This window comes from Mycobacterium sp. EPa45 (assembly GCF_001021385.1).
GTDB lineage: Bacteria > Actinomycetota > Actinomycetes > Mycobacteriales > Mycobacteriaceae > Mycobacterium.
This window is the reverse complement of sequence record NZ_CP011773.1, coordinates 3237375-3263341: the sequence shown is the minus strand read 5'-3', so window position 1 is coordinate 3263341 and position 25967 is coordinate 3237375. Positions and strand designations below refer to the sequence as shown.

Sequence of the window (25967 nt, the reverse complement as noted above, 5' to 3'; positions counted from 1 at the left end):
CGGTGACACAGGGAACAGGCGCTCGTCGGATCTCCTCCGAGTGGTGGGCGGTGTTCCTGGTCGTGGGCATCGTCGTGGCGGTGGTGCTGAGTCTGGGCATGTTCAGCGGCACATTCACCCCGACGGTGCCGGTGACATTGACGGCGGACCGATCGGGCCTGGTGCTGGAGCCCAACTCGCGGGTCAAGATGCGCGGTGTGCAGGTCGGGCACGTCAGCTCGATTAGTGGCGGAGATTTCACGCGCATCCAGCTGGACATCGACCCGGCGCAGATCCAGTACATCCCAGCCAACGTTGAGGCGCGCATCCAGTCCATCTCCCTGTTCGGTGCGAAGTTCGTCGATCTTGTCTACCCGCCCGATCCCAGCCCGCAGCGGCTGTCCGCGGGAGCAGTGCTGCGATCGCAGAACGTCGCCACCGAGGTCAACACCGTGTTTCAGAACGTGGTGGAGCTGATCAAACAGATCGACCCGTTCAAGCTCAACGCCGTGCTCAGTGCGCTCGCCGAAGGGGTGAGGGGGCAAGGTGACAGGATCGGTGAGGCGATCACCGCGAGCAATGAGGTTCTGCTGGAGTTGAATCCACGAACCGACACGATGCGCGAGGACTTCCGCGCGATCAAAGGTGTCAGCGACACCTACAGCGCCGCGGCAAAGAACATCATCGACACCCTGGCCGCCGGGACCACGACGAGCGTGACGGTCACCACGCATGCCCAGCAACTCGACGCGCTGCTCCTCAACGTCGTGGGGCTGTCGCGCAGCGGAGTGGGCCTGCTGGGCCCCAGCAAAGACAATCTGGTGAAAGCGGTCAACCTGCTGGAACCCACGGCGAACTTGCTGATGAAGTACAACCCCGAGATCACCTGCTTGTTCGTCGGCGCCAAGACGACCCTCGACAACGGTTATGCCGACATGCTCGGCGGAAACGGCAAATCGCTCATCATGGACGCTGAGCTGTTGCCGGGATACGACCCGTACCGATATCCGGACAACCTGCCGATCGACGCCGCCAAGGGCGGGGAAGGCGGCAAGCCCGGGTGCGGCTCGCTGCCGGACGTCGCCAAGAACTTCCCGGTGAGACAGCTGATCGCCAACACCGGCTTCGGCACCGGACTGGATTGGCGGCCCAATCCCGGCATCGGATTCCCCGGGTACGCCAACTACTTCCCGGATACTCGGGCGGTCCCTGAACCGCCGAGTATCCGCTACCCAGGCGGCCCGGCGCCCGGTCCCGTGCCCTACCCCGGTGCGCCGCCCTACGGCGCACCTCAGTACGGCCCCGATGGAACGCCCCTCTATCCAGGGGTGCCGCCAGCGCCGTCACCAGGACCCACAGGACCCACACCACCGTGACCGCCGAACACGCAAATCGTCGGCGCATGCCCGCAATCGTCGGAGGGGAGCACCGCCGTGATAAATAAGGTGTCAGCCGTCGTGTGGCGCCTCGGGATCTTCGTGGTCGTGTGCGCGCTCGGCGCATTCGCACTCATCACCGTGTTCGCGCAGCTGCGCTTCGATCGCGAGCAGACCTACACCGCTGTGTTCACCAACGTCAGTGGACTGAAAAGCCAAGACTTCGTCCGCATCGCCGGTGTGGAAGTCGGCAAGGTCAAGAACCTCACCGTCCGAGACGATTCCACCGTGCAGGTCGAGTTCGGGGCCGACGACTCCGTGGTACTCACCGACGGCAGCAGGGCTGTCATCAAGTACGACAACCTGATCGGGGACCGCTACCTGGCGATCGAGGAAGGCGCGGGCGGAACCAAGAAACTGCGGCCCGGCGACACGATCCCGTTGAGTCGCACCGCGCCGGCACTGGATCTTGACGCCGTGATCGGCGGGTTCCGGCCACTGTTCCGCGCGCTGGACCCCGCCCAGGTGAACGCGCTCACCGGCCAACTCATCGCAGCTTTTCAGGGTCAAGGCGCCACGATCGGTTCCATATTGTCTCAGACCGCAGCGCTGACGAACACGCTTGCCGACCGGGACCAGCTGATCGGTCAAACCATCGTCAACTTGAACTCCGTGCTCGGATCGCTGGGCGAGCACAGCGAGCAATTCGGCAAGGCCATCGACTCGCTGTCGCAGCTCGTGCACGGACTGCAAGCCCGCAAGCAGGACATCAGCAACGGAGTGGCCTACGCCAACGAGGCTGCCCGCTCGGTGGCCGACCTCCTCGCACAAGCACGACCACCGCTGCAGAAAGCGGTCCACGAGACCGATCGCACCGCGACCGCGGTGCTCGCAGAGCGCGATTATTTCGACAACCTCCTCAAGACATTGCCCGACTCCTACCGTGTGCTGCTGCGCCAGGGGCTCTACGGCAACTACTTCGCCTTCTACCTGTGCGATCTGCTGCTGAAGGTGAATGGAAAGGGCGGACAACCCGTGTACATCAAGTTGGCGGGACAAGACAGCGGCAGGTGCACACCCAAATGAAGACCTTCGGCGAGCGCAACTTCATCGTCATGGGGGCCATCGGGGTTGTGGCCACCGCCGCCCTGGTTCTCGGCGCGCTCAACTACCACAAGCTGCCGTTCGTCTCCTCCGGGAAGACCTATTCGGCGTATTTCGACGAGGCTGGCGGACTGACCACCGGCGCCCCGGTGCGGGTATCGGGGGCTCCCGCCGGCCAAGTGCAGAGCATCACCCTCGACGGGCAGTGGGTACTGGTCACGTTCACGGTGGCCGAAGGCATCCGGTTGGGCGACCGTAGCGAGGCTGCGATCAGGACGACCAGTGTTCTCGGCAACAAGGTCCTCGACCTCACCACCCGCGGCGCCGGGACGCTCTCCGGCACCATCCCCGTCGAGCGGACCACCTCGCCGTATCAATTGCCGGACGCCATCGGGGACCTCACGACCACCATCAGCGGTCTCGACACCGACCAGCTGTCCACATCGCTGACGGTGCTGTCCCAGACCCTCCAAGACACCCCCGATGACCTGCGGCTCGCCGTCGCGGGTGTCGCCCGATTCGCGGAAACGCTCAACCAGCGCGATGCCCGGTTGCGCGAACTCCTCGCGAACGCCGCCAAGGCGACCACCGTCCTGGGTGAACGCACCAATGACATCGTGCGCCTGATCTCCGACACCAACGCGTTGTTGGCGCAGCTGCGCACCCAAAGCGCGGCGCTGGACGAGATCTCGACGAACATCTCGCTGCTCAGTCGGCAGATCGCCGGGTTCATCGCGGAAAACAAGACGACGCTCAAACCCGCACTCGACAAACTCAACGGGGTTCTCACGATCCTCGACAACCGGAAAGTGGAGATCCAAGAGTCCATCAAAGGACTGGCGGCGTACGCGATGCAGTTCGGCGAGACCGTCGCAGCCGGCCCCTTCTTCAACGCCTACCTCGCCAACCTGGTCCCCGGACAGTTCATTCAACCGTTCGTCGATGCCGCGTTCTCGGATCTCGGTCTGGATCCCAACGTGCTCCTACCTTCCCAGCGCACCGACCCCCAGGTGGGCCAGCCCGGCACCCCGGCACTGCCGATTCCCTATCCGCGGACCGGCCAGGGTGGCGAACCGAAATTGACTCTGCCCGATGCGATCACCGGAAACCCGGGCGATCCCCGGTACCCCTACCGCGAGCCGGCACCGGCCCCTCCGCCAGGTGGGCCCCCACCGGGTCCGCCGGCACCGCCAGCACTCGATCGGCAAGCCCCACAGCCGCCGACGCCAAGCCCCTTCTTCGTGCCGGCGCCCGATGAAGTCGCGCCCGGACCGGCTGATTCCTCGATCCCCCAAGGCAGACGATGACGAACTCTCGGACCAAGCTCGGACTGGCGATCGTTTTGGTGAGCCTCATCGTGGGCGGGTCGATTGCGGCGGTGCGTGTGGCACGCGAGGTCGATCGTGTTCACGTCGTCGCCTACTTCGAAAACAGCAACGGGGTGTTCGTCGGCGACGATGTCCGCATCAAGGGCGTTCGGGTAGGCGGGATCGACTCCATCGAACCGCAGCCCACACGAGTCAAGATCGCCTTCTGGTTCGACGCCAAGTACAAGGTGCCCGCCGATGCCAAAGCGGTCATCCTGTCGCCGACGCTGGTGACCTCCCGCGCCATTCAATTGACTCCCCGCTACACCGGTGGCCCGGCGCTGCAGGACAACGCCGTCATCCCCCGGGACCGCACCGCGGTTCCAGTGGAGTTCGACGAATTCCGCCAACAGCTCGAACGGCTGACGACATTGCTGCAGCCCACCGAGCCCGGCGGGGTCAGCACGCTGGGCGCCCTGGTCAACACCGCGGCCGACAACTTGCGCGGCCAAGGCCCAGCAATCCGCGAGGCGATCATCAGGTTGTCCCAGTCGGTGTCTGCGCTCGCCGACCACAGCCCGGACATCTTCAGCAGCGTCAAGAATCTTGCGACACTCGTCTCAGCACTTCAGGACAGCACCGTACTGATACGCCAGCTGAATCAGAACCTCGCCTCGGTCACCGGGCTGCTGACCAACAACCCCACCGAAGTCGGTGACGCCGTCAAGGACCTCAATGGCGTAATCGGTGACCTGACGGCCTTCGTCTCCGCAAACCGCGACGCGCTCGGTACCACAGCGGACAAATTGACGTCAGTCTCACAGGCACTGACGGGCAGCATCGACGACATCAAACAGCTGCTGCACATCGCGCCGACGACGTTGTCCAACGCCGCCAACCTCTACAAGCCCGCCCAGGGCACGCTGACCGGAGCACTCAACGTCGCCAACTTCGCGGATCCGATCACCTTTCTGTGCAGCGCAGTACAGGCCGCGTCGCGACTGAACAACGAACAATCGGCGAAATTATGTGTCCAGTACTTGGCCCCGATCATCAAGAACCGCCAGTACAACTTCCCCCCGATCGGTGTCAACCCCTTCGTCCAGGCCAGCGCCCGGCCGAATGAAGTCACCTACAGTGAGGACTGGATGCGCCCGGACTACGTTCCGCCGCAGACTTCACCGGCGCCGGACACATCGCCGCCGGGCCACAGCACGCCGCCACCCCTCGACGAGCCGGCGCAACCAGCCGAAGGCACGCTGCCGGTTCCCGGCCCGTCGGCTCAGCAGACCGATCCCGCCGCCGGGCTGCCCGGCATGCTCATTCCACCCGGGGCCGGCTCGTGACGAGGACGCGCTGCGCCCGCGGCGTCGCGGTGATGGTGATCGCGCTGACGATCGCCGCGCTGTCGGGATGCGGTTTTCGCGGCCTGAACTCCTTTCGGCTGCCGGGAACGCAGGGCCACGGGCAGGGCTCCTACACGATCCAGGCCGAAATGCCCGACGTCGAAAACCTTCAACCGAACTCGCGTGTCCGCGTGGGCGACGTCAACGTGGGCACGGTCACGAAGATCGAGCGTCGAGGATGGCATGCGCTGCTCACGCTCACACTCAACGGCGACGTCGAGCTTCCCGCCAACTCGACCGTGTCGTTGGGTCAAACCAGCCTGCTGGGCTCACTGCACGTCGAGTTGGCACCCCCCACCGATGTTCGCCCGGCGGGAAAGCTTCGGGCCGGTTCGCTGATCCCGCTGACATCTGCTGGGGCCTACCCGTCCACCGAACAGACCCTGGCGTCGGTATCACTTCTGCTCAACGGCGGCGGAGTGGGGCAGGTACAGGACATCACCACAGCACTCACCTCCGCGTTGGGAGGCCGCGAGCAGGACTTCCGCAGCCTGCTCTCACAGCTGGACATCTTCACCGCCAACATCAACGGCCAAATCGGGGACATCATCGCGGCCACCGAAAGCCTCAACCATCTGGTCGCGCAGTTCGCGGCACAAAAACCAGTCATCGACAAGGCCCTGGAAACGATTCCCGACGCGCTGGCGGTAATCAACGCCGAACGCGACAAGCTCGTTGAGGCGGTTGACCAACTCGGCAAATTCAGCGCGCTGGCCGCCGACTCGGTTAACCAGTCCAAAGAGTCGTTGATCCAGATCCTTAACGACCTGGGACCGGTATTGGAATCACTCGCGAACGCCGGTCCTGCGCTGACCCGTTCACTGAACCTGTTCACCACGGTTCCCTTCGTGAAGGACAACCTGACCAATTGGTGGCGCGGTGACTACGCCAACATCACCACCATCGTGGACTTGACATTGAGTCGTATCGACGCGGCGCTGTTCACCGGCACCCGGTTCGAGGGCAAACTCACCGAACTGGAACTGCAATGGGGCCGCACGATCGGGCAACTGCCTAGCCCCTACACCGCGCGAAATCCGCTGATCGCCCCCTACCGGTTGGACCAAGGACCGTAATGTATCTGAGTAAACGAGTCCGGTTGCAGCTGGCCGCCTTTGGGGTGGTGACACTGTTGGCCGGTGGAACCATGGCCTTCTACTACCTCCGGCTGCCGAGCCTGCTCTTCGGTATCGGCCGCTACCAAGTCACAATGAAGCTGCCGGACGCAGCGAGTCTGTACGACAACGCCAACGTCACGTATCGGGGCACTACGGTGGGTCGGGTCACCGACGTCCGCCTGACTGACACCGGAGTCGACGCGGTGCTGTCGCTGCAGTCGGACATCAAGATCCCGGCGGACCTCGACGCCCAGGTGCACAGCCAGACTGCGGTCGGCGAGTTGTTCGTCGAACTCCTACCGCGAAGCGGCGACGGCGCACCGCTGAAGAACGGCGACGTGATACCAGCCGGCCGCACCTCGGTCCCCCCCGACATCAACGCACTGCTGCGGGCTGTCAACACCGGTATCGAGGCGATCCCGCGCGACAACCTCAAAACGGTGATCGACGAGTCCTATACGGCGTTCGGTGGCTTGGGCCCCGAGCTCTCACGGCTGACGCGGGGGGCCACAACGCTGGCCATCGATGCGCGCAACAACCTGCCTGCGCTGACCACCCTCATCGATCAGTCCAAACCGGTCTTGGACACCCAGACCGAAACCTCCGACTCCATCCACACCTGGGCGGCCAACCTCGCTCAAATCACCAATCAACTACAGCTCCAGGATGATTCGGTAAAGGGCTTACTGGTCAACGGGCCCCCCGCCGCAGACCAGGTACGTCAGCTGGTCGACCGCGTACAGCCCACCCTGCCCATCCTGCTGACCAATCTGGTCAGCCTCGGCCAAGTGGCGCTCACCTATCAACCCAACCTCGAGCAGATCCTCGCCCTGTATCCGATCGAGATCGCCGGCCTCCAGGGTGCCGCGCTGGCCAACCGAAACACCAAACAGGACTACAAGGGCGTGTTCCTGTCCTTCAACCTGAACCTCAATGTGCCCCCGCCATGCAGAACGGGATACCTCCCCGCCCAACAGCAACGCGCAATGTCTGAGGTCGATTACCCACCGAAACCGGCCGGTGACTTGTACTGCCGGATACCACAGGATTCCGGCCTCACGAACGTTCGCGGCGCCCGCAACCTGCCCTGTGAAACACGACCGGGAAAGCGGGCGCCGACGGTGAAGATGTGCGAAAGCGACGAAAACTACGTACCTCTCAACGACGGCGCCAACTGGAAAGGCGACCCGAACGCGACGCTGTCCGGTCAGCCAGTTCCGCAGCCGCCGCCAGGAACGCCGCCGCCCACCTCGGTACCGGTGACCGCCCCGATTGCGGTCGCCGAGTACGACCCGAGCACCGGCATTTACATCGGACCGGATGGCAAACAGTACCGGCAAGCGGATCTGGCTCGGAACGCTGCCGGGCAGCACACCTGGCAGGACATGCTGCTTCCGCCAAAGGACGGTGAACCGTGACAACGCAAACCACCGGGGATACCGACGAACCCGTCCGCGACGACCACACACCGCCCTCGCCTGCCCCTGATGACACCGTCGATGTCGCCCCCGAAATGGGCGCTGACAGGACGGATGCCAGCGGCGGCGACCCGCCCGAAGGTGTCAACGACGAACTGTCGCGGGTCGCCACGCGCGCCTGGCGAAGCCCAATGCCGCCGCAGCGACTGGGGCTCGTGATGGGGTTGGTAGCGGTCGTGACGTTGGCCGCACTGACCGGTTGGCTGGGCTACCGGGCCTACCAAGCGCATCAGGCCTTCGAACAGCGCCAGCTGTTCGTGCAGGTCGGACGTCAAGGCGCACTGAATCTGACCACGATCGACTGGCAGCACGCAGACGCCGATGTGAAGCGCATTCTCGACTCAGCCACAGGCAAGTTCTACGACGAGTTCGCCCAGCGGTCACAACCATTCATCGATGTGGTCAACAAGGTGAAGTCGAAATCGGAGGGCACCATCACCGAGGCCGGCTTGGAGTCGCAGTCCCGTGACACGGCCCAGGTGCTGGTCGCTGTCAACGTGAAGACCACTGTCGGCGAGGGGCCAGATCGCGAACCCCGAACATGGCGAATGCGCGTCACGGTGCAGAAAGTCGGCAACGACGCGAAGGTCTCTGACGTGGAGTTCGTGGCATGACGAACTCACCAGGGAAAGTCGAGTGCGACGATCAGGCTGCCGGCGTCGCCCCAGAATGCGAGGACACCCACGATGGCGCCACACCAGGCAGACGTCGCGGCAACATCGTGCGCGTGCTCGGATTCTGGGTGTTGCCGGCTGTCGCCCTGCTGTTGGCGCTCGGCGCGGGCTACTTCAAATACCAGGAAGCGACCGCCGATGATGCCGACCGCGCTCGGGCGCAAACCGCTCAGATCGCAACCGAAGCGACGGTCGCGATGCTCTCCTACGCACCTGACACGGCAACCGCGAAGCTGAAGGCTGCGCGCGAGGGACTGACAGGGCCGTTTCGCGATTCATACACCTCGTTGACTGATGATGTCGTGATTCCTGGAGCACAGCAGAAACGAATCTCGGCCACCGCCAAGGTGACTGGTGCCGCCTCCGTCTCCGCCAGTGAAAACCATGCCGTAGTGCTGGTGTTCGTCGACCAAACCACCGTAGTGGGCAATGACGCGCCGACAGATACTGACTCCGTCGTTCGGGTGACCCTCGACAGAGTCGGAAACCGTTGGCTGATATCGGGTTTCGAGCCGATATGAGCAGTATTCCAGACACGGCCGCGGCTGCCCGCGAGCCGCAGGCAGCGTGTGAGGAGCAGCCTTGAGTGCCCGACCCGCGGTGAGACCGTTTCGCATCGACGTTGCCGATGAAGTTCTCGATGATCTGCGAACGCGTTTGTCACAGACCCGTTGGCCGGAAGCTGAATGCGTAGCGGACTGGAGCCAGGGCATCCCGTTGGGTTACACCCGGGAACTGGCCGAATACTGGGCGAGCGGATACGACTGGCGGTCGCGTGAAGCCGCGCTCAACCGATTCGCTCAGTTCATCACCGAAATCGATGGCTTGGACATCCATTTCATCCACCAGCGATCCCCGCACCAAGACGCTTTCCCGCTGCTCATCACCCACGGCTGGCCCGGCTCAATCGTCGAGTTTCACAAAGTGATTGAGCCGCTGACCAATCCGACTGCCCACGGGGGACAGGTGGAGGACGCCTTCCACGTCGTCTGTCCGTCGCTTCCCGGATACGGCTTCTCCGGCAGGCCCATCCGCCACGGGTGGGGTGTGGACAAGATCGCGCAGGCATGGGAGACGCTCATGCTGCGCCTCGGCTACGCGCGCTACGGCGCCCAAGGCGGCGATTGGGGCGCAGCCGTCACCACCCAGATGGGCCGCCACCGCGGCCACTGCGCCGCCATCCATCTGAACATGCCGATCGCTTATCCTCCGGCGGGGGACATCGCCGATTCGTCGGAGGAAGAGCGGGAGGCGCTGGCCGCATTGACGCACCACCAGCGTTGGGGCACGGGCTATTCCGAGCAGCAGTCCACCCGGCCACAGACCGTCGGGTACGGGCTGGCCGATTCGCCAGTCGGACAATTGGCCTGGATCGTCGAGAAATTCTGGGCGTGGATGGACTGCGACGGCAACCCCGAGAACGTGCTCCACCGCGATGAGCTCCTCGACAACGTCATGATGTACTGGGCGACCAACACCGGCGCTTCCTCGGCGCGGTTGTATTGGGAGAGCTTCAAGCACTTGGGCGCGATAGGTCGTGTCGAAATACCGACCGGCATTGCGGCCTTCCCGAAGGAGGTTCTGCGCGTAACACGAAGCTGGTGCGAGCCGAGTTACAACATCACCCATTGGACGACCATGCCGCGCGGCGGGCACTTCGCCGCGTTCGAGCAACCGGACCTCTTCGTCGAAGATGTCCGCGCGTTCTTTAGAACCGTGCGGTGATAGAGCGGACCGGCATGCACGACCCCTGGATAGCTCGGGCGCAGTAAGTTAGACTCTCTGCTTTGCGGAGGAGGTGTCCATTGGAAAGAAAACAGTGGGCCGCGAGTCGCAGCCGCGTGCTGTGTGGTTAAAGGAGATGCCGTGATCGACGACGCGCTGAGGGCAGTCGAGAGGACGTGGACGCTTCCGCTAGGTGGTGCGACGTTGGCGACCGATGGCGTCTACGACGTGGACGACCCGTGTACCGGGGGCGTATTGACACAGGTGCCGGACTGCAACGCCGAAGATGTCGACCAGGTGGTGGCGATTGCGCATGCTGCCCAACGTGACTGGGCACTGCGGACGCCGCGGCAGCGCGGCACCATGCTGCGAGCTTTGGCGACACTCATGCGAGAACACGCCGAAGAACTCGCGCTGCTCGACGCGATTGACGGTGGCTTTCCCCTGCCCGCGATGCGCGACGATGTGAACTGGGCGGGCGAAGTGCTCGAGCTGATGGCAGACGCCGCACTTGATATCGGCGGACGTACTATTCCACTCTCCGCGAACCTCCACTACACGCTGCAGCAGCCCTATGGCGTGGTCGCTCGCATCGTGCCCTTCAATCATCCTGTTCTGTTCGCAGGATCTAAGATCGCTGCTCCACTCATGGCGGGAAACGCCGTGGTGTTGAAAGCTCCCGATCAAACCCCGCTCTCGGCCATCCGCCTCGCCGAGTTGGCGAGGGAAGTGTTGCCAGAGGGCCTGTTTGGGGTCGTAACCGGGCGTGGCGCAACTGCCGGCGCCGCGCTGGTCACTCATCCATTGGTCCGGCGAATCGGCTTCATCGGATCCCCTGGCACGGGTAGGCATATCCAGCGGTTGGCTGCAGAGCACGGCGTCAAATACGTCACGCTCGAACTCGGCGGCAAGAACCCCATGATCGTCATGCCGGACGCCGATCTTGAAGCGGCGGCGAAAAGCGCCGTCGCCGGGATGAACTTCACCACCACCGCGGGCCAATCCTGTGGATCGACAAGCAGACTGCTGCTGCACGAGTCGATCGCTGACGAGGTCATCAATTCGGTCGTAGATCAGGTCGCTGCCATCAAGGTGGGCCACCCGCTCGCTGAGGGCACAGACATGGGACCTGTCATCGACCAAGCGCAATACGCGAAGTCGTTGCGGGCCATCGAATCAGGACGGGCGGCCGGCGCCAGCGTACTCACGGGGGGAGGGCGTGCGGAGGGCGTTGGCGATAAAGGCTGGTATGTCGCTCCGACCGTGTTGGGCGACGTGACGCCGCAGGCCGCCGTCGCCCGCGACGAAATATTCGGGCCTGTTCTTTCGGTGCTAACAGTCCGTGACGAGGCCGAGGCGGTCGAAGTCGCCAATGGCGTCGACTTCGGATTGACAGCGGCGGTGTGGACCAACGACCTGCGCCAAGCCCATCGCATGGCTGGCGAGCTTGATGCCGGCTACGTATGGATAAACGGCAGTGCACGCCACTACTGGGGGTTGCCATTCGGCGGCCGGAAATCATCAGGCGTTGGATCCGAAGAGTCCACGGAGGAATTGCTATCCTATACGCAAGTCAAAGCCGTAACCGTCACCTTGGACTAGCTTCCTGTGATTGCCGGCCACAGTCGGTCGTCGTAGCGTTCGGACCCGGTGAACGGGTGGCTAAATACGTTGCACATCAACGCGGTTGGCGACGAGTTTGTCGTCGGCCACGCCGACGTGGTCGAACAGCCGCGTGAATGAAGTCGGAGCGCCGAGCGCGCGGCGCAAGGCCATCGTCTTGGCGTCCTGCTGCATGAGTGTTCTCATCGTCTCGCTGGACGCGACCATCGTCAACGTCGCAATCCCAAGCATCCGCGCCGGCCTATCGGCGTCGCCTGCGCAAATGCAATGGGTCTTTGACATTTACACCTTGATGATCGCCTCGCTCTTGCTGCTCGCGGGTGCCATGGCCGACCGATTCGGCCGGCGGCGCATATTCCAGATCGGGTTGACGGTCTTCGCATTGGCCTCGCTGGTGTGCAGCGCGGCCCCTAATGTCGAGACGTTGATCGGCGCGCGCTTCCTGCAGGCCATTGGCGGTTCGATGCTCACCCCCGCTGCGTTGTCGATCGTCACGCAAGTGTTTACGGGCAAGGTGGAGCGCGCGCGAGTAATCGGCATATGGGGCGGCGTCGTTGGCATCTCGATGGCATTCGGTCCGATCGTGGGCGGATTGCTCATCGAGTATGTCGATTGGCGCGCAGTGTTCTGGATCAACGTGCCGATCTGCTTGCTGGCGATAATGTTGACCGCGATCTTCGTTCCGGAATCCAACTCGGCCACCATGCGACATGTCGACGTGATTGGGCTGGCCCTGGGCATGGCCTTCCTCTTCGGACTAGTGTTCGTGCTCATCGAAGGGCCAGAGATGGGCTGGACCGACACCCGCGTTTCCGTTATCGGTTGTCTTGCAGCGCTGGCGTTCACGCTGTTCCTGCGCTACGAGTCAGGCCGCCTCGACCCGTTCGTCGACCTGCGATTCTTCCGCAGCATCCCCTTCTCTTCGGCGACGGCTATCGCTGTATGCGCGTTCGCGTTGTGGGGCGCGTTTCTGTTCATGATGTCGCTGTATTTGCAAGGGGAGCGCGGGCTCTCGGCAGTCCACACCGGGCTGATGTTTCTGCCCGTCGCCGGTACCGCACTCATCTTCTCGCCTGTCTCTGGTCGGCTGGTGGGGCGATTCGGTGCCAGACCGTCGCTGATGATCGCCGGGGTGTTCATCACTGCCGGCACGCTAATGCTGGCAAAGTCGAGCGACGCTACTGCGCTATGGCAGCTTCTGGTCGCCTTCGGGATCATCGGCGTTGGTACTTCGATGGTGAACGCACCGATCACGAACACGGCCGTCAGCGGTATGCCGACCGACCGTGCCGGTGCGGCCTCGGCAGTCGCATCGACCAGTCGACAGGTGGGCGTGAGCATCGGTGTGGCCCTTTGCGGTTCAGTCGTGAGCCCGGCACTCGGCGACGCCAAGGTCGACTTCGCGGCCGCCGCTCGGCCGCTGTGGCTAGTGTTCGCTGGAGTCGGTGTGCTGATCTTTGCGATCGGCGTCTACTCGACGTCGGGACGCGCGCTGCGCTCGGCTGAAAAGCTAGCGCCGCTGATCGCGGGAGGCGACCCGCGACGGGAGGCTACCGGTGTCGCGTAATTCGCTGGCGGATGAGGTATGGCGGGGGATGGCCGCGCTGGTCGCCGACAACAGTGGCAGCTGGAGGCGAGCGGCTGTCGACCGGACGGGTCTACCGTTCAGCCGTATCCGGATCCTGCTCCGACTGGCTCGTGGGTCGATGACCCTCACAGAGGTCGCGCGCGCCGTGGCCATAGACGCACCCGCCGCCACGGTGGCCGTCAACGATCTGGAGGACCGCGGCCTGGTGATGCGCCAGATGGTTGCCGACAACCGGCGACGCAAGATGGTATGGCTGACTGACGGCGGCTGGGCGATGGTGGCTACGATCAATGCGATCGACGACCCGGCGCCCGAAGCGGTTGCGGCGCTGGACAATAACGAACTGACGGTGCTGCGAGAGCTGACAGGCAAAATCGGCGCTCACTCGCGTGGACAGCTCCGAGATCGCGTTGCTGACAGTGAGTCTGGCTGCTGATTCGCATTTCTTTTCCGCCACCTCGATGCTCGCGTGGACGGTGACAATCACCACCTCGGCGTCGGTGTCGGGAACTGCGATCTGACGGGGATACGACTGGGGGTGTAGCGCGGTCGATGGCGGGGCCTGGTTGCCAATAGATCGACGTGCTCGCTTGTCGAGAGTGTCTATCTCGTGTACCCGCATGTCGGATTGCCGGGCCGGTCCGTGGGATTGGATCCTGGACGTCAGCACGTACAGGTACCGCGACGCCCTAAATTATAGCTTGCAGACAGTTGTCATCCTGTGTAAGCTCCAACTGTTACCTACATCACTATGAAGTCGCCACTAACTACGCCCTTTTCGGGCGCATATCGATAGGTAAGGTGCGCCGAAGTGACATCGATGGCCCTTGATGCGAAGACCATGAGACTGTTGGAGAATGCGCGGGGCTCAGTCCTCAAGGGTCGCCTTCCCGCGTCTCTGATCGCTAATGAAGCCCTGTATAAGCTCGAGATAGCCCGGGTCTTTGGAAGAACGTGGCAATTTCTGTGCCATGAGGATGAGATTCCCAACGCGGGCGATTATGTGGTGCGTTATATCGCCGACAACTCGATTATCGTTGCGCGCCAGCAGGATATGACGGTCCGGGCGATGTCTAACTCATGCCGGCACCGTGGCACGCTGGTGTGCCGAACCGAAGCTGGGAATGAATCGGCATTTCAGTGTCCGTACCACGGGTGGACATATCGGAACAACGGCGATCTGATCGCGATTCCTGCACAGCAAGCCGTCTACGGCGCGGCGTTCGACAAGAGTCGGCTGGGGCTGCGCGCCGTGCCAATGCTGGATTCGTATGCGGGCCTTGTGTTCGGGTGCGTCTCGGACGAGGCACCGGGGCTAGATGAGTATCTCGGAGATATGCGCTGGTACATCGATCTGATGATGAAGAAGAGCCCGGAAGGTGTTCAGGCATGGGGGGCGCCTCAGCGGTGGGTTATCGATGCGAACTGGAAGACAGGCGCCGATAACTTTGTCGGCGATGGTTATCACACGGTGATGACTCACCGCTCGATGTGCGAATTGGGGTTGTTGCCGCCCGACAATGTGGCTGTTTCACCGGCCCATGTGAGTCTGTCGGGCGGGCACGGCGCAGGAGTTTTGGGCGCGCCGCCGGGCATACCGGCACCGCCGTATATGGGGTATCCCGAGGAGATCGTGGCCCGCCTGAGTCAGGGTTATGAGGACGAGGTGCATGGCGAGATGTTGAAACGGACCATGTTCATTCATGGCAACGTCTTCCCGAATTTGTCCTTCTTGAACGCCTTCATCGCCAAGGACGGACAGTCCATGCCGGTCCCCATCTTGACGTTGCGGCAGTGGCGCCCACTTGACGCGGGTCGGATGGAGGTGTGGTCCTGGTTTTTCGTGGAGCGCAGTGCGCCAGAGGATTTCAAGCAGCAGTCGTTTGAGACTTATGTTCGCACGTTCGGGGTGGCAGGTGTTTTCGAGCAGGATGATGCTGAAATATTTCAGGCCATCACCAAGGGAACGCGGGGCGAGTTGGCCGGCGGAATCGAGCTGAACCTCGAGATGGGATTGGACAATTTGGCGCCTGATCCCACGTGGCTGGGTCCGGGACGACCGTTGGCGAGTGGCTACGCCGAGCAAAATCAGCGCGAGTACTGGAAACAGTACTTCGACTATATGGCCACTCCGAGAAGGGATGAGAACGTATGACGTCAACGCTGCCACAGGAGTCGTCTCGTGCTGCCAGCGTTTCGCGCGACGTGCGGGACGAAATCGAAGATTTCCTTTTTCACGAGGCCGAGCTGCTTGATCGTGATGAGCACGAGGCGTGGCTTGGCGTGTTGACATCGGACGTGCTTTATCTGGCGCGCGTCCGTCAGACGCTGCGCAGGGCGGGTGGATCCGGGTTTTCCGATCACTCGATGCACTTGAGCGATAACTACACGAGTCTGCAGATGCGTGTCCTGCGGCACCAGACGTTGTCGGATTGGGCTGAGGATCCGCCCTCCCGGATCCGGCACTTCATCACTAATGTGAGGGTCAGACAGGGTGAGGACAGTGGTGGTTATCAGGTGACGTCGAATGCGCTGCTGGTGCGCACGCGCGCGGACGAGGCCAAGTCGGAGACGATCTCTGCAGAGCGCCAAGACATTATTCGTCGTGAGGAAACGGGCTGGAAACTGGCGCGGCGAGAAATTCTCTTGGACCACACCACGTTGCCCACGCACAACCTCTCGTTCTGGATCTGAGGCGCCGGTCGGCTCGTCCCTCGTCGTCAACAGCCGGTGGTCCAGTTGGGCAGGCGCGGTGCGCCCGGAGCGGTTGATGCCGTCCGTTCATATCGAGGCCGACGTTTCGACGAGTTCACGAAGTGACATCAGTGAAGGGTTGGTAGGTGCGCGCAGCTGTTTATCACGGCCGTGAAGAGGTGCGGATCGAGGAGGTTCGCGATCCGAGCCCGGCTCCCGGTGAAGTGGTCATCGAGATAGCCCGCGCGGGGATCTGTGGAACTGACCTGCATGAGTACCTCGCCGGTCCAATGCATGCCTCCCCAGGGGTCATCATGGGGCACGAATATTCCGGCACCGTCGTCGCTACCGGGTCGCAGGTAGACAGGCTGGCCGAAGGCGACCGCGTGTGCGGGGTCGGGGTCTTCGGTTGCGGCCGATGCGGCCCGTGCGAGCAGGGCGCAGAAGCGCTGTGCGTCGACGTCGGTTTCATCGGTTTCGCGGTCAACGGGGCTCTGGCCCGCTACGCGGCGCTGCCCGCCAAGGCGTTGTTCCCGATCCCCGAGGAGATCAGTTTTGCCCAAGCTGCCGTCGTTGAACCGATCGCGTCGGCCTACCATGCCGTGCGCAGAAGTCGGCTGGCAGCGGGTGAGACGGTGTTCATCGCCGGCGCCGGTCCCATCGGTCTGGCCCTGGTGCAGTTCGCCCTTGCCGTAGGTGCGAGCCAGGTCATCGTCAGCGAGGTGTCCGCGTCGCGCCGCGCGGCTGCCCAGCAAATCGGGGCCACGTGCGTCATCGACCCGCTGGCCGAGGATCCCCTCGAGGTGGTGGCGACCTCGACGACGGGCCACGGGATCGACGTGTCTTTCGACGCTGCCGGTGTGCAACCGGCACTTGACGTGGCGTTGGCCGTTCTGCGTCCCCGGGGCCGATTGATCGTCGTCGCGATCTGGGAGGGGCCGGCCGGCATCGATATCAACCGAAACGTCATGCGCGAAGCGCAAATCGGCTTCTCCTTCTGTTACGAAGCACAATGGCAGGTTCCAGAGATTCTTGACCTCATCGCCACAGGGGCAATCAACCCAAGTGACCTCATCACCGACGAACTGCCCTTGGACGCGGTGGTGAGTCGAGGTTTCGAAGAGCTGCGCGCCAACCGCGATGCACACATCAAGATTCTGATCGACCCATCGGCGTAGCCCGCTACCGGCGGGGCGAAGTGGATTGCTAGGCCGCCGCACCAAAGGAGACATGTGTCCGCGAATATGGAGAGTTTGTTTGACGGTCTGACGATCCTCGAGTTGGGTCACGTGATCGCGGCGCCCTTCGCCGCCTCGCTGATGGGTGACTTCGGGGCTCAGGTCATCAAGATCGAAGACCCCGGCTCTGGCGACATGTTGCGGCGGTCCGGTCCCACGAAAGACGAAGTGCACCTGTGGTGGAAGTCCGCGGCGCGGAACAAGTCGAGCGTCGCTATCGATCTGCGCGTCGCCGAGGGTCAAGCGTTGGTGCGACAAATGGTCGAACAAGCGGACGTAGTGATCGAGAACTTCCGCCCGGGCACGCTCGAGCGTTGGGGCCTGGGCTGGGCGGACCTGCATGTGTCGAACCCACGGCTGATCATGTTGCGAATTTCTGGGTATGGCCAGATCGGCCCCGAGAGCGCAAAGCCGGGATACGGCCGGGTCGGCGAGGCCATGAGCGGAGCGGTGCAGATCACCGGACACCCCGACCGGCCGCCGACACATTTCGGTTTCTCCCTCGGCGACGTCACGACAGGAATCATGGGTGCATTCGCTGTTGCCGGAGCACTGTTCAAACGTGAATCGATCGGGAATCGCTTCAACGGTGAATGCATCGATTTGGCTCTCTACGAATCACTGTTCCGTGGCATCGACTGGCAGGTCATCCTGTATGACCAGTTGAAATTCGTTGCTGAGCGCCACGGCAACGAGTTCCAGGTCAGCCCGTCGCCGGTGTCAGACACCTATCTCAGTCGTGATGGGGTGTGGTACACGGTCGCTTCCGGCACGGTCCGGTCGGTGCAGTGCCTGCTCGACCTGGTCGGCGGCATAGCCCTGCGCACTGATCCGAAGTACGCGACCCAGGAACTGCAGATGTTGCACCGCAACGAGCTCGGCGAGATGGTTCGCCAGTGGTTCGCTGACAACGACTCCGATTTTGTCGAGAAAGCATGCGCGAGTGCGGGTGTCGTGGCCGCCCGTATCTTCACGCCCGCAGAGATGTTCACCAGTGCGACGTTCGCGGCCCGCCAGAGCGTTGTCGAGGTCGCTGACGAGGATTTGGGTCCGGTCCGTGTCACCGGGGTGGTGCCGCGGCTGACGAACTTTCCCGGCTCGGTGCGCAGCACCGGACCCCGCCTGGGCATCGACGGCAGACGCGTGCTCACTGAGTGGCTCGGTTTGGCCGACTCGCGGTATGAGGCGCTGGTAGCCGGCGGCGTAGTCGGGTCCGTTGACGTCGAAGACAAGGTTGCTGGGCCTTGACCTGGCCACGTGACAAAGCCTGCATCAGCGGCGTGGGTCACACGGCCTACCGTCGTGGGGGCCCCGCGTCCCAAACTGAGCTCGACCTGCAAGTCGAGGCGGCCCAAGCCGCGATCGTGGATGCCGGGTTGTCGGCTTGCGAGATCGACGGCCTCATCTGTCCGATCAATGGCGGAACAGCCGAGGATCTCATCGCGAACCTGGGCCTGAAACATGTTCGCTACGCGGTGACCTCCCATACCGGAGGGGCGGCAAGTGTGGCAGGGCTGGCAACCGCGGTGATGGCGGTATGGTCGGGCGCCGCCCGCCATGTCCTCATCCCGGCGGGCTGGTGTGGATACTCTGGGCCGCGCGCCAGGGGGATGGCATCGGGGCCCGACATGGCGATAGGCAAAGTTGTTCGCGATTACTACGCCCCACAAGGTGCGGTATCGGCTGTGCACCAGTACGCGCTCATCGCGGACCGATACATGCGGACGTACCAAATACCGCCCGAAGCGATGGGGGCCGTAGCAGTTTCGTTTCGCGCCAACGCGCAACTCAACCCGAACGCAGTCATGCGCGACCGCGCGTTGACCATGCAAGAGTATCTCGACGGTCCTCCGATCAGCACGCCGCTGCGCCTGTTCGATTGCAGTTTGGAGACCGACGGTGCGGCCGCCGTGGTGGTGTCAGCGCCCGAGCGGGCGGTGGACGGGCCCCACCGACCGGTGTTCGTGATGAGTGTGGCGGAAGGGCGCCCATTCCCCGTCGACGAATTCGCCAACAGGGCCGACCCGTTGGAGATCGGGCTGGCCGACGCGGCGCCGCGCGCGTTTGCCAGCGCAGGTGTCACCCCGGCTGATATCGATCTGCTGCAGGTTTACGACAGCTTCACTTTCAACGTCTTGCGTCAGATCGAAGCGGCCGGCTTCTGCAAGCCGGGCGAAGCGGCGGATTTCGTACTCGACGGGCATATCGCCGCTGACGGCTCATTACCGACGAATCTCAACGGCGGTCTGTTATCCGAAGCCCACGTGCAGGGGATGAACAATGTGGTCGAGGCGGTGCGGCAACTCCGCGGCGGCTTGGCGCAGCGGCAGGTCGAAGATGCGGAGTTGGCCGCAGTGACCGGAATGGGCGGTGGATGGGGCACGGGTGCGCTCGCCATATTGCGTCGATGACAGGGTTATGGTGACTTTTCGCAGGGGGTCCGAAGTGACCCAAAAGGATGTCGCGGCACCGCCGGTGCCGTCTGCAGAGGGCCTCACGGCGGAGTTCTACGCCCATTGCCGACGTCATGAGCTGTCGTTTCAGCGTTGTTCGGGGTGCGGTCATTGGCGTCACATTCCTCGTCTGAAGTGTGCAGACTGCGGCAGTAGCGCGTGGTCTTGGCAGAGGTCGTCGGGCAGGGGAGTGGTGTTCAGCTCCACGGTGATTCACCGCGCACTGCACCCCGGTCTCGAAGAGGCCACCCCGTTCGTGTGCGCCGTCGTGGAAATGGATGAAGGTGTGCGGATGGTGGCACGGGTAGTGGACGTCGTTACCGACGGGACGGCGCCGGTGGCGGGTGCGGCCGTCGAGGTCGTCTACATGCAGGTCGCCGATGATGTTGTGTTGCCGGCATTCCGGCTCTCGACTGTCGAAGGGCGGAGCCATGACCGCTCTTGACGAATTGCGCGCTCGCGTCGGCCAGAAGGTGCCGTTCCGAGGCGCGGACTCGGTGACGCAGAACGATATCCGCCGCAAACTGGAGGTGTTCTGCTCGTCCTGCCCGCTGCATGACGACGAGACGACGGCGAAGGCGAACGGGTACCTCGGCGTTGTAGCACCGGTGACCATGACCCCGCTGTGGGGGCTGCCGCCGTATTGGGCGCCCGGCCAGCCGAGTCCTTATCTGGTCGAGGAGTTCGAGGGGAAGGAGATGACGGGCAACGTCACCGACACGCTGGCGCTGCCGTTCACGCGAGCGGTCAACGCAGGCAGCGAGTGGCATTACCACACACCGCTGTACGTCGGCGATAGATTACACGGGACGACAACGGTGATCTCGGTAGAGCAGAAGCGCACCCGGATGGGCACCGGAGTATTTCTGGAATACGAGTCGGAGTACCTGAAGGATTCGGGAGACCTGGTCGCGCTCAACCGAAATACTGTCTTCAACTACAACCCAGAGAACGTCGCCACGCCACGGCCCGAACCCGGGATCCGCGCGCGGGCCGCGCGTGACGACCGAGTCCGCCCGCCCCGACAGCCGTTGGACGATGCCGATTCCGGTATCGATTGGAACGCGCCGCTCGACTTCGGCGACGTTACGGTCGGTGCGGAAATTTGTGGACCGATTTTGGTCCTGACCTACCAGCGCATGGTGATGAACGTTGCTGCGGACCGCATGTTTTCGGGCATTCACCACAGCACCGCGGCTGCCCGTGCCGCGGGACTTGGCGAAATCATCTTCAACACTCGTGGCCTGGAGACCCTTCTCGAGACCGGTCTTCGACGCTGGATGGGCCTTCGCGGCAGGCTGGTGCGTCTGGGTCCGTTCAAGATGACTGTGCCCGTGCATCCGGGCGCTGTGGTGCAGGCCCGATGGACTGTGACCGGCAAGCGTGCCGGGGCCACCGGCGGCGACGTCGATCTCGAGTTCAGCATTTTTGCCGGGGACCGAAAAGCGGTGAAAGGTATTGCGGCCGTGAGTGTGCCGATGCCGGAAACACGCCCTGGTGAACGATGAGCGTTGTACCAAAACAAGGAGGTGCGCCCGATGCGGGTCATTAAAGCTGACGTGGAGGCCTGCAGGGGCTACGCGAACTGTGTCGTCGCAGCGGCCGACATCTTCGATATCGGCGATGACGGTACCGTTGTCATTCTTGATGACTCGGTGATCGAGCGAGATGAGAAGCGGGTTGTCACCGCGATTCGCAGTTGCCCGGTTTCGGCGCTGCACCTCGAAATGCCGTGAGCGAGTCGGTCGTGAACACCGGATGCGTCACAGAGTCAAAGCGGATCGATGCGTGGTTGTGCTGATGCCGGTTGCAGAAAACGTGCGTCAGGACTGCCACAGATGAGTTCTGTTGTGTCGCAGCACAAGAAACCTGTGAATCGGCTTGGCAGATGCGACCACGGCGTCGGTAGCGAGTTGAGCGGCGGTCATCTCGCCTTGGTTCGGGCGGTACTGCAACAGAAGGGTGGCGATGAAGTTGACCAGCAGTAAATCCAGCGGTGAAGGTCCGAACGCTAGTGATCTCGTCGATGTCGATCGCGGGGAGATCAGCCGGGAGATCTTCATCGATGCTTCGATTTTCACGCGTGAGTTGGAGTACTTGTTTACGCGGTCTTGGTTGTTTGTCGGCCATGCGTCTCAGGTGGCTGAGCCGGGTCAGTTCTTCTCATCGAGGATGGGTTCGGATCCGGTGCTCTTGACGCGTGACGCCCAGGGCGACGTCAATGTTCTGCTCAATTCGTGTCGACATCGGGGTATGGCGGTGTGTCGCTATGACGAGGGCCGCGCCTTGCAGTTCACCTGCCCGTATCACGGCTGGTCGTACTCCATGGACGGCTCGCTGGTGTCCACGCCAGGGGATTTGCACGGTGTGCCGCAGCAGGGCATGGCATACGGCGATGGCCTTGATAAATCGAGCTGGGGACTTGTCCGGACTGCCAAGGTGCACAACTACAAGGGCCTGGTATTCGCGTGCTGGGATCCAGCGGCCCCGGATTTCGATGAATACATCGGCGGCTTTCATCATTGGCTGGACAACCTGGCTGATGCTTTTGATGGCACTGAAGGTGGAACCGAGGTGTTCCGTGGGGTGCAGAAGTGGCGCATCAAATCAAATTGGAAATTCGTCTCAGAGAATTTCTTGGGCGATACCTATCACGGGGCGACGACCCATGCCTCGGTTGAACAGGTGGGCATCGGCCCGGGCGGCAGAAATTCAAGACGCCACGGAGAACGACAGGATCAGGGCGGATTTTCACAGGGCCGCGTGAAGACGTCGTTTCGGATGGGCCACGGCGCGTCGGACAATCTTGCGTATGAGATTCCCTATCCTGAGTTTCCTGAATCAGACCTGAATGCGTACTTCTCCCAGGCGTGGGCGGTCCGCAAGGAGCGACTGCAGGCGCAGGGCAGACTGCTCGGCGGACGTGGCCCGGCGACGATGTTCCCCAATATGTCGTTTTCGGCCGGTTTTCCGCGGACGATTCTGGTCTCACATCCGATCAGCCCGACCGAAACCGAGGTGTGGCGCTGGTATCTCGTCGACAAGGGTGCACCCGATCATGTGCGTGACTGGCTGCGCCGCTATTACATGCGCTACTCGGGGCCCGGAGGCATGACCGAGCAAGACGATATGGAGAACTGGAATTACGCCACGCAGGCTAGCCAGGGCGTGATAGCCCGGCGCTATCCGTACAACTATCAGCAAGGACTTGGTAAAGAAACTCCCAGTGAGCTCGACCAGGCGGTGCATTCCCACCAACCCATCGCCGGCGAGGTGAATGCCCGGGCCTTTTACCGGCGATGGGCCGAGTTCGTGGACAACCTGTCGTGGCCCCAACTCACCGAACTCGCCAAATACGACGAGAGAGCCGCAAGGTTGTGAGCGAAGCCAAGGGCGACGAAGTGTCCGCGATGCAGGACCGGGTAGAAAAGTTGCTGCTGCAGGCCGATATTGCCGACTTTCTTTACCGGGAAGCCGACCTGCTCGACGACCGGCGCTATCGCGATTGGCTCGGTCTGCTCACCGAAGACTACGAGTATTCCGTTCCCCTGCGGACGAACGTGGCCTACGACGACGTCGCGAAGCTGGAACAGACTCAGCAAGGTAGCGACATCTGCTGGTTCGACGAGGGGAAGGAGACGGTCACTTTGCGGGTGGAGCAATTGATGACGGGACTGCACTGGGCCGAAGAACCAGTATCGCGAGTGTCACACCTCGTCACCAATGTGCGTATCGAGGCGGTAGAAGACGCAGAAGTCGAGGTGAGCTGCCGCTTCCTGGTGTACCGGAATCGGGTCACCGATGAAACCGATTTTCTGGTGGGCCGCCGCAGGGACCGGTTGCGTCGCAGCGTGGTTGGCGATTGGCAGCTGTGCCGCCGCCGGCTACTCCTGGACCAGGCGGTGCTGCTCGCCAAGAACCTCTCGATCATCCTGTGAAAACACCTCCCAATCTTTGGCCCTTGACCATCAGTGTCAAAAAATATAGCGTTTCCTAAATATATTTTCCTGCCGACCTACCAACAGGGGCCCGTCGAATGTCTACTTCCCTCGAACCACAGCGACGTGCCGACGATGTGACCGCCCTCAGAGTGATGACAGAGGAAATGCGCCCGCTTCTGATCGGCGACGGGTACCAGATGTTTGAGGTGCGCGCACCTGAATCATCTGGACCGCCTCCGCACCAGCACCCCTGGGATGAAAGCTACGTGGTGCTCGAGGGCGTGCTGTGGGTGAGCCGCGCCGGAGAAGAAACCACCCTGCAGGCGGGTGACGCGATTCGGGTGCCGGCCGACGTTGTGCACTCCTATCGCGTTCGCTCGGACGGCGCCCGATGGCTCACGACCTCGTCTACCCCGGGCGGTGCACTCGATTTCTTCTCCGACGTGGATGCCACGTCCAACGGCCCCGGCGACGTGAGAGCCCTCATCGAGGCGGCCAATCGAAACAGGGTCGAGTTCGCCGATCCGGCGTTGCGATAGCCGTCATCCTGAGTTCGCAGTACGCAGACGGTCCCGCATGTTAAAAGTGTTGACAGCCTGCGCAGAAACTGGTGTCGGGCCGGCGGCGTCATGAGGCGGGTCGGCGTGATCGGTCTAGGCGGTATGGGCTCTGCTCTCGCGGAATCACTTCTCGCGACCGACCATTCGGTGATTTGCTACGACATTCGGCCCGACGCGTTACGCCCCGTTGTCGAGCTGGGCGCCGAGTCCGCGTCGGACGCAAGAGAGTTGGCCGGCGCATGTGACCTCGTCTTGACGGTCCTACCGGGACCAGCTCAGGTGCTTGAGGTAGCGCTCGGATCGGAGCAAGGTGTCCTCGCCGGCCTTGCCGAAGGGGCTGCCGTGTTGGATATGTCGACGTGTGACCCGCAAGTCGCAGCGATCATCGGCCAGGCGTACGACGCAACCGGTCGGCGCTTCGTGGACTGCCCCGTCAGCCGCAAGGCGCCGAACATGACGGTTCTGGTCGGTGGGCCGCCCGGGGTGCTTGGCCCTGATGCTGATGTCCTCGCCGCCGTGTCGCGCACCCTGGTGTACTGCGGGCGCCGAGGCGCCGGCTACGCCACCAAACTGCTCAACCAACATGTCAAGTACAGCTCGTACCTCGCCTCAGCGGAAGCACTGTTGATCGCGGAAGCCATTGGGCTGAAGGCAGGCGATGTAGCCGATGCCATCGCGGAGTGCAGCGGGGGGGACGACTCGGGTCTCAGGACGGCGGCTGCGTACTTCCGGCACGACCGCGACGATGTGCGTAGCCACGCGCCGGCGAGCACCATCGAAAAAGATTCCGCGCTGGCTGAGAAAATGGCGACGACCGCCGGTATCCGCAGCAGAACGCTCGCCGTCGTGGTGGACTACTTCCGAACCGTCGGCGCGACGCCGTTTCGAAAACGCCCCTACCCCGAGAGCGTGGCACTCCTTCAACAAATCCGTTCGATGCCTCCCATGGCCGGACCCACGTCGTGACGGGACGGCGCGTCCATGATGTCGCGTCCATGATGTATTGATAGTGACATATAGGCGGCAGAATGTTCACGCACGGAAAGTAAGACAACCGTTCATCTGCCGGTACGATCACCATCGGTAAAGCTGCTTGCTCAGCCGACGACTCAAAAAGCTAAGGGACTTCATGAGTACCGAGAATTTGACGATGGCCGCACAGGTCGCTGCCAAGACCCGCGAAGCAGGACCGGACTACGACCCGTCGTCGCTGGCGTTACCGCTCGCGCTCTACCGTGCCGTCACGGCGTTCGGTCGAGTCGCCGCCGAGGAGTTGGCTCCGGTCGACCTTTCGATGAGCCAGTTCAACGTCCTCACCGTCCTCAAGCGGGCCGAGGGGCCGATCACGATGGGCGCACTAGCAGACGCCATTTCCGTACGCCAAGCCAGTCTGACGGGTGTCGTCGACAGCCTGACCAAGGCAGGCTTTGTCACGCGCAAGGTAAATCCCCGCGATCGACGCTCTGTGGTGGTCGCCATATCGAAGAAGGGCAATCAGTTCTTGACCGAGTTTCTGCCCGGTCATTATGACTTCCTTCAGACAGTCTTTGCCAGTATCAAACCGCGAAACAGACAGCAGTTGCTAGCACGACTGAATGAGCTCATCGATTGCCTGGAGGCGTATCCGTCCGACACGCAAAAGTCGATCCGCAGCTCGTTATCGTCGGCCGTCGCGGGCCAAACCACGCCATAGCCGAGAATGC

The 25967-nt window shown here is 62.8% G+C and carries 26 protein-coding genes; 25 read left to right on the top strand and 1 reads right to left on the bottom strand.

Going from position 1 to position 25967, the window contains the following annotated elements; translation table 11 throughout:
* The first annotated feature begins 2 nt into the window (after positions 1-2).
* The 10 genes from AB431_RS15570 to AB431_RS15525 all read left to right on the top strand — a co-directional run bounded on the left by AB431_RS15570 (position 3) and on the right by AB431_RS15525 (position 11769).
* Positions 3-1355, top strand: a complete 1353-nt coding sequence (locus AB431_RS15570; protein WP_047330692.1) for an MCE family protein — start codon at positions 3-5, stop codon at positions 1353-1355.
* A 57-nt stretch (positions 1356-1412) separates the two neighbouring features.
* A complete protein-coding gene (locus AB431_RS15565) occupies positions 1413-2441 on the top strand; it encodes a virulence factor Mce family protein (protein WP_047330691.1) in 1029 nt (342 codons plus the stop codon).
* Positions 2438-3766, top strand: coding sequence for an MCE family protein (locus AB431_RS15560; RefSeq protein WP_036348765.1), 1329 nt, complete (start codon positions 2438-2440; stop codon positions 3764-3766). The genes AB431_RS15565 and AB431_RS15560 overlap by 4 nt, the downstream gene beginning before the upstream one ends.
* A complete protein-coding gene (locus AB431_RS15555) occupies positions 3763-5112 on the top strand; it encodes an MCE family protein (RefSeq protein WP_047330690.1) in 1350 nt (449 codons plus the stop codon). Before AB431_RS15560 ends, AB431_RS15555 begins: the two co-directional genes overlap by 4 nt.
* Positions 5109-6248: an MCE family protein gene (locus AB431_RS15550; RefSeq protein WP_047330689.1), complete on the top strand. Its 1140-nt coding sequence runs from the start codon at positions 5109-5111 to the stop codon at positions 6246-6248. The genes AB431_RS15555 and AB431_RS15550 overlap by 4 nt, the downstream gene beginning before the upstream one ends.
* Positions 6248-7708, top strand: a complete 1461-nt coding sequence (locus tag AB431_RS15545; RefSeq protein ID WP_047330688.1) for an MCE family protein — start codon at positions 6248-6250, stop codon at positions 7706-7708. The genes AB431_RS15550 and AB431_RS15545 overlap by 1 nt, the downstream gene beginning before the upstream one ends.
* Positions 7705-8382 carry a hypothetical protein gene (locus tag AB431_RS15540; RefSeq protein ID WP_047330687.1) on the top strand — a complete coding sequence of 226 codons (678 nt, stop codon included), beginning with the start codon at positions 7705-7707 and terminating at the stop codon, positions 8380-8382. Before AB431_RS15545 ends, AB431_RS15540 begins: the two co-directional genes overlap by 4 nt.
* Before the next feature lie 113 nt (positions 8383-8495).
* Entirely contained in the window at positions 8496-8963 is a 468-nt protein-coding gene (locus AB431_RS15535; RefSeq protein ID WP_369802903.1) for a hypothetical protein, read from the top strand.
* A gap of 79 nt (positions 8964-9042) precedes the next feature.
* Positions 9043-10167: an epoxide hydrolase family protein gene (locus AB431_RS15530; RefSeq protein WP_047330685.1), complete on the top strand. Its 1125-nt coding sequence runs from the start codon at positions 9043-9045 to the stop codon at positions 10165-10167.
* Between the two features lie 141 nt (positions 10168-10308).
* Positions 10309-11769 carry an aldehyde dehydrogenase family protein gene (locus AB431_RS15525; protein ID WP_200902645.1) on the top strand — a complete coding sequence of 487 codons (1461 nt, stop codon included), beginning with the start codon at positions 10309-10311 and terminating at the stop codon, positions 11767-11769.
* 60 nt (positions 11770-11829) lie between these two features.
* Here AB431_RS15525 and AB431_RS31440 read toward each other — a convergent pair whose 3' ends face one another.
* Positions 11830-11964 carry a hypothetical protein gene (locus tag AB431_RS31440; RefSeq protein ID WP_255353494.1) on the bottom strand — a complete coding sequence of 45 codons (135 nt, stop codon included), beginning with the start codon at positions 11962-11964 and terminating at the stop codon, positions 11830-11832.
* Between AB431_RS31440 and AB431_RS15520 the strand changes: the two genes are divergently transcribed.
* From AB431_RS15520 to AB431_RS15450, 15 genes are all read left to right on the top strand, one after another.
* Positions 11963-13357: an MFS transporter gene (locus tag AB431_RS15520; protein WP_235435684.1), complete on the top strand. Its 1395-nt coding sequence runs from the start codon at positions 11963-11965 to the stop codon at positions 13355-13357. The genes AB431_RS31440 and AB431_RS15520 overlap by 2 nt on opposite strands.
* Positions 13347-13814, top strand: a complete 468-nt coding sequence (locus AB431_RS15515; protein ID WP_047330683.1) for a MarR family winged helix-turn-helix transcriptional regulator — start codon at positions 13347-13349, stop codon at positions 13812-13814. Before AB431_RS15520 ends, AB431_RS15515 begins: the two co-directional genes overlap by 11 nt.
* A 384-nt stretch (positions 13815-14198) precedes the next feature.
* Entirely contained in the window at positions 14199-15533 is a 1335-nt protein-coding gene (locus AB431_RS15510; RefSeq protein WP_047330682.1) for a Rieske 2Fe-2S domain-containing protein, read from the top strand.
* A complete protein-coding gene (locus AB431_RS15505; protein WP_047330681.1) occupies positions 15530-16072 on the top strand; it encodes an aromatic-ring-hydroxylating dioxygenase subunit beta in 543 nt (180 codons plus the stop codon). The genes AB431_RS15510 and AB431_RS15505 overlap by 4 nt, the downstream gene beginning before the upstream one ends.
* Positions 16073-16218: 146 nt before the next feature.
* Entirely contained in the window at positions 16219-17250 is a 1032-nt protein-coding gene (locus AB431_RS15500; protein ID WP_047330680.1) for a 2,3-butanediol dehydrogenase, read from the top strand.
* A gap of 54 nt (positions 17251-17304) precedes the next feature.
* Positions 17305-18558: a CaiB/BaiF CoA-transferase family protein gene (locus tag AB431_RS15495; protein ID WP_047330679.1), complete on the top strand. Its 1254-nt coding sequence runs from the start codon at positions 17305-17307 to the stop codon at positions 18556-18558.
* Positions 18555-19721, top strand: a complete 1167-nt coding sequence (locus tag AB431_RS15490; RefSeq protein ID WP_047330678.1) for a thiolase family protein — start codon at positions 18555-18557, stop codon at positions 19719-19721. Before AB431_RS15495 ends, AB431_RS15490 begins: the two co-directional genes overlap by 4 nt.
* A 7-nt stretch (positions 19722-19728) precedes the next feature.
* On the top strand, positions 19729-20208 hold the full coding sequence (locus AB431_RS31435) for a Zn-ribbon domain-containing OB-fold protein (protein WP_047330677.1): 480 nt from the start codon (positions 19729-19731) through the stop codon (positions 20206-20208).
* Entirely contained in the window at positions 20195-21271 is a 1077-nt protein-coding gene (locus tag AB431_RS15480; protein ID WP_047330676.1) for a MaoC family dehydratase N-terminal domain-containing protein, read from the top strand. The genes AB431_RS31435 and AB431_RS15480 overlap by 14 nt, the downstream gene beginning before the upstream one ends.
* A gap of 3 nt (positions 21272-21274) precedes the next feature.
* On the top strand, positions 21275-21499 hold the full coding sequence (locus AB431_RS15475; protein WP_369802901.1) for a ferredoxin: 225 nt from the start codon (positions 21275-21277) through the stop codon (positions 21497-21499).
* 232 nt (positions 21500-21731) lie between these two features.
* Positions 21732-23144 (top strand): aromatic ring-hydroxylating dioxygenase subunit alpha, encoded by a 1413-nt coding sequence (locus tag AB431_RS15470; protein ID WP_047330675.1) that lies wholly within the window; start codon positions 21732-21734, stop codon positions 23142-23144.
* Positions 23141-23701 (top strand): 3-phenylpropionate/cinnamic acid dioxygenase subunit beta, encoded by a 561-nt coding sequence (locus tag AB431_RS15465; RefSeq protein ID WP_082135690.1) that lies wholly within the window; start codon positions 23141-23143, stop codon positions 23699-23701. Before AB431_RS15470 ends, AB431_RS15465 begins: the two co-directional genes overlap by 4 nt.
* A gap of 155 nt (positions 23702-23856) precedes the next feature.
* Positions 23857-24243, top strand: a complete 387-nt coding sequence (locus AB431_RS15460) for a cupin domain-containing protein (protein WP_235435682.1) — start codon at positions 23857-23859, stop codon at positions 24241-24243.
* Between the two features lie 90 nt (positions 24244-24333).
* Complete coding sequence (locus tag AB431_RS15455; protein ID WP_047330673.1) at positions 24334-25230, top strand: NAD(P)-dependent oxidoreductase; 897 nt, start codon at positions 24334-24336, stop codon at positions 25228-25230.
* 163 nt (positions 25231-25393) lie between these two features.
* On the top strand, positions 25394-25957 hold the full coding sequence (locus AB431_RS15450; RefSeq protein ID WP_047330672.1) for a MarR family winged helix-turn-helix transcriptional regulator: 564 nt from the start codon (positions 25394-25396) through the stop codon (positions 25955-25957).
* The last annotated feature ends 10 nt before the right edge of the window (positions 25958-25967 follow it).

Bases quoted from the DNA above. Each gene is read 5' to 3' on its own strand.
- AB431_RS15560 (WP_036348765.1), top strand. From the start codon at position 2,438: ATGAAGACCTTCGGCGAGCGCAACTTCATCGTCATGGGGGCCATCGGG.
- AB431_RS15555 (WP_047330690.1), top strand. From the start codon at position 3,763: ATGACGAACTCTCGGACCAAGCTCGGACTGGCGATCGTTTTGGTGAGC.
- AB431_RS15545 (WP_047330688.1), top strand. From the start codon at position 6,248: ATGTATCTGAGTAAACGAGTCCGGTTGCAGCTGGCCGCCTTTGGGGTG.
- AB431_RS15520 (WP_235435684.1), top strand. From the start codon at position 11,963: ATGAGTGTTCTCATCGTCTCGCTGGACGCGACCATCGTCAACGTCGCA.
- AB431_RS31440 (WP_255353494.1), bottom strand. From the start codon at position 11,964: ATGCAGCAGGACGCCAAGACGATGGCCTTGCGCCGCGCGCTCGGCGCT.
- AB431_RS15510 (WP_047330682.1), top strand. From the start codon at position 14,199: ATGGCCCTTGATGCGAAGACCATGAGACTGTTGGAGAATGCGCGGGGC.
- AB431_RS15505 (WP_047330681.1), top strand. From the start codon at position 15,530: ATGACGTCAACGCTGCCACAGGAGTCGTCTCGTGCTGCCAGCGTTTCG.
- AB431_RS31435 (WP_047330677.1), top strand. From the start codon at position 19,729: ATGGTGACTTTTCGCAGGGGGTCCGAAGTGACCCAAAAGGATGTCGCG.
- AB431_RS15480 (WP_047330676.1), top strand. From the start codon at position 20,195: ATGACCGCTCTTGACGAATTGCGCGCTCGCGTCGGCCAGAAGGTGCCG.
- AB431_RS15470 (WP_047330675.1), top strand. From the start codon at position 21,732: ATGAAGTTGACCAGCAGTAAATCCAGCGGTGAAGGTCCGAACGCTAGT.
- AB431_RS15460 (WP_235435682.1), top strand. From the start codon at position 23,857: ATGACAGAGGAAATGCGCCCGCTTCTGATCGGCGACGGGTACCAGATG.
- AB431_RS15455 (WP_047330673.1), top strand. From the start codon at position 24,334: ATGAGGCGGGTCGGCGTGATCGGTCTAGGCGGTATGGGCTCTGCTCTC.
- AB431_RS15450 (WP_047330672.1), top strand. From the start codon at position 25,394: ATGAGTACCGAGAATTTGACGATGGCCGCACAGGTCGCTGCCAAGACC.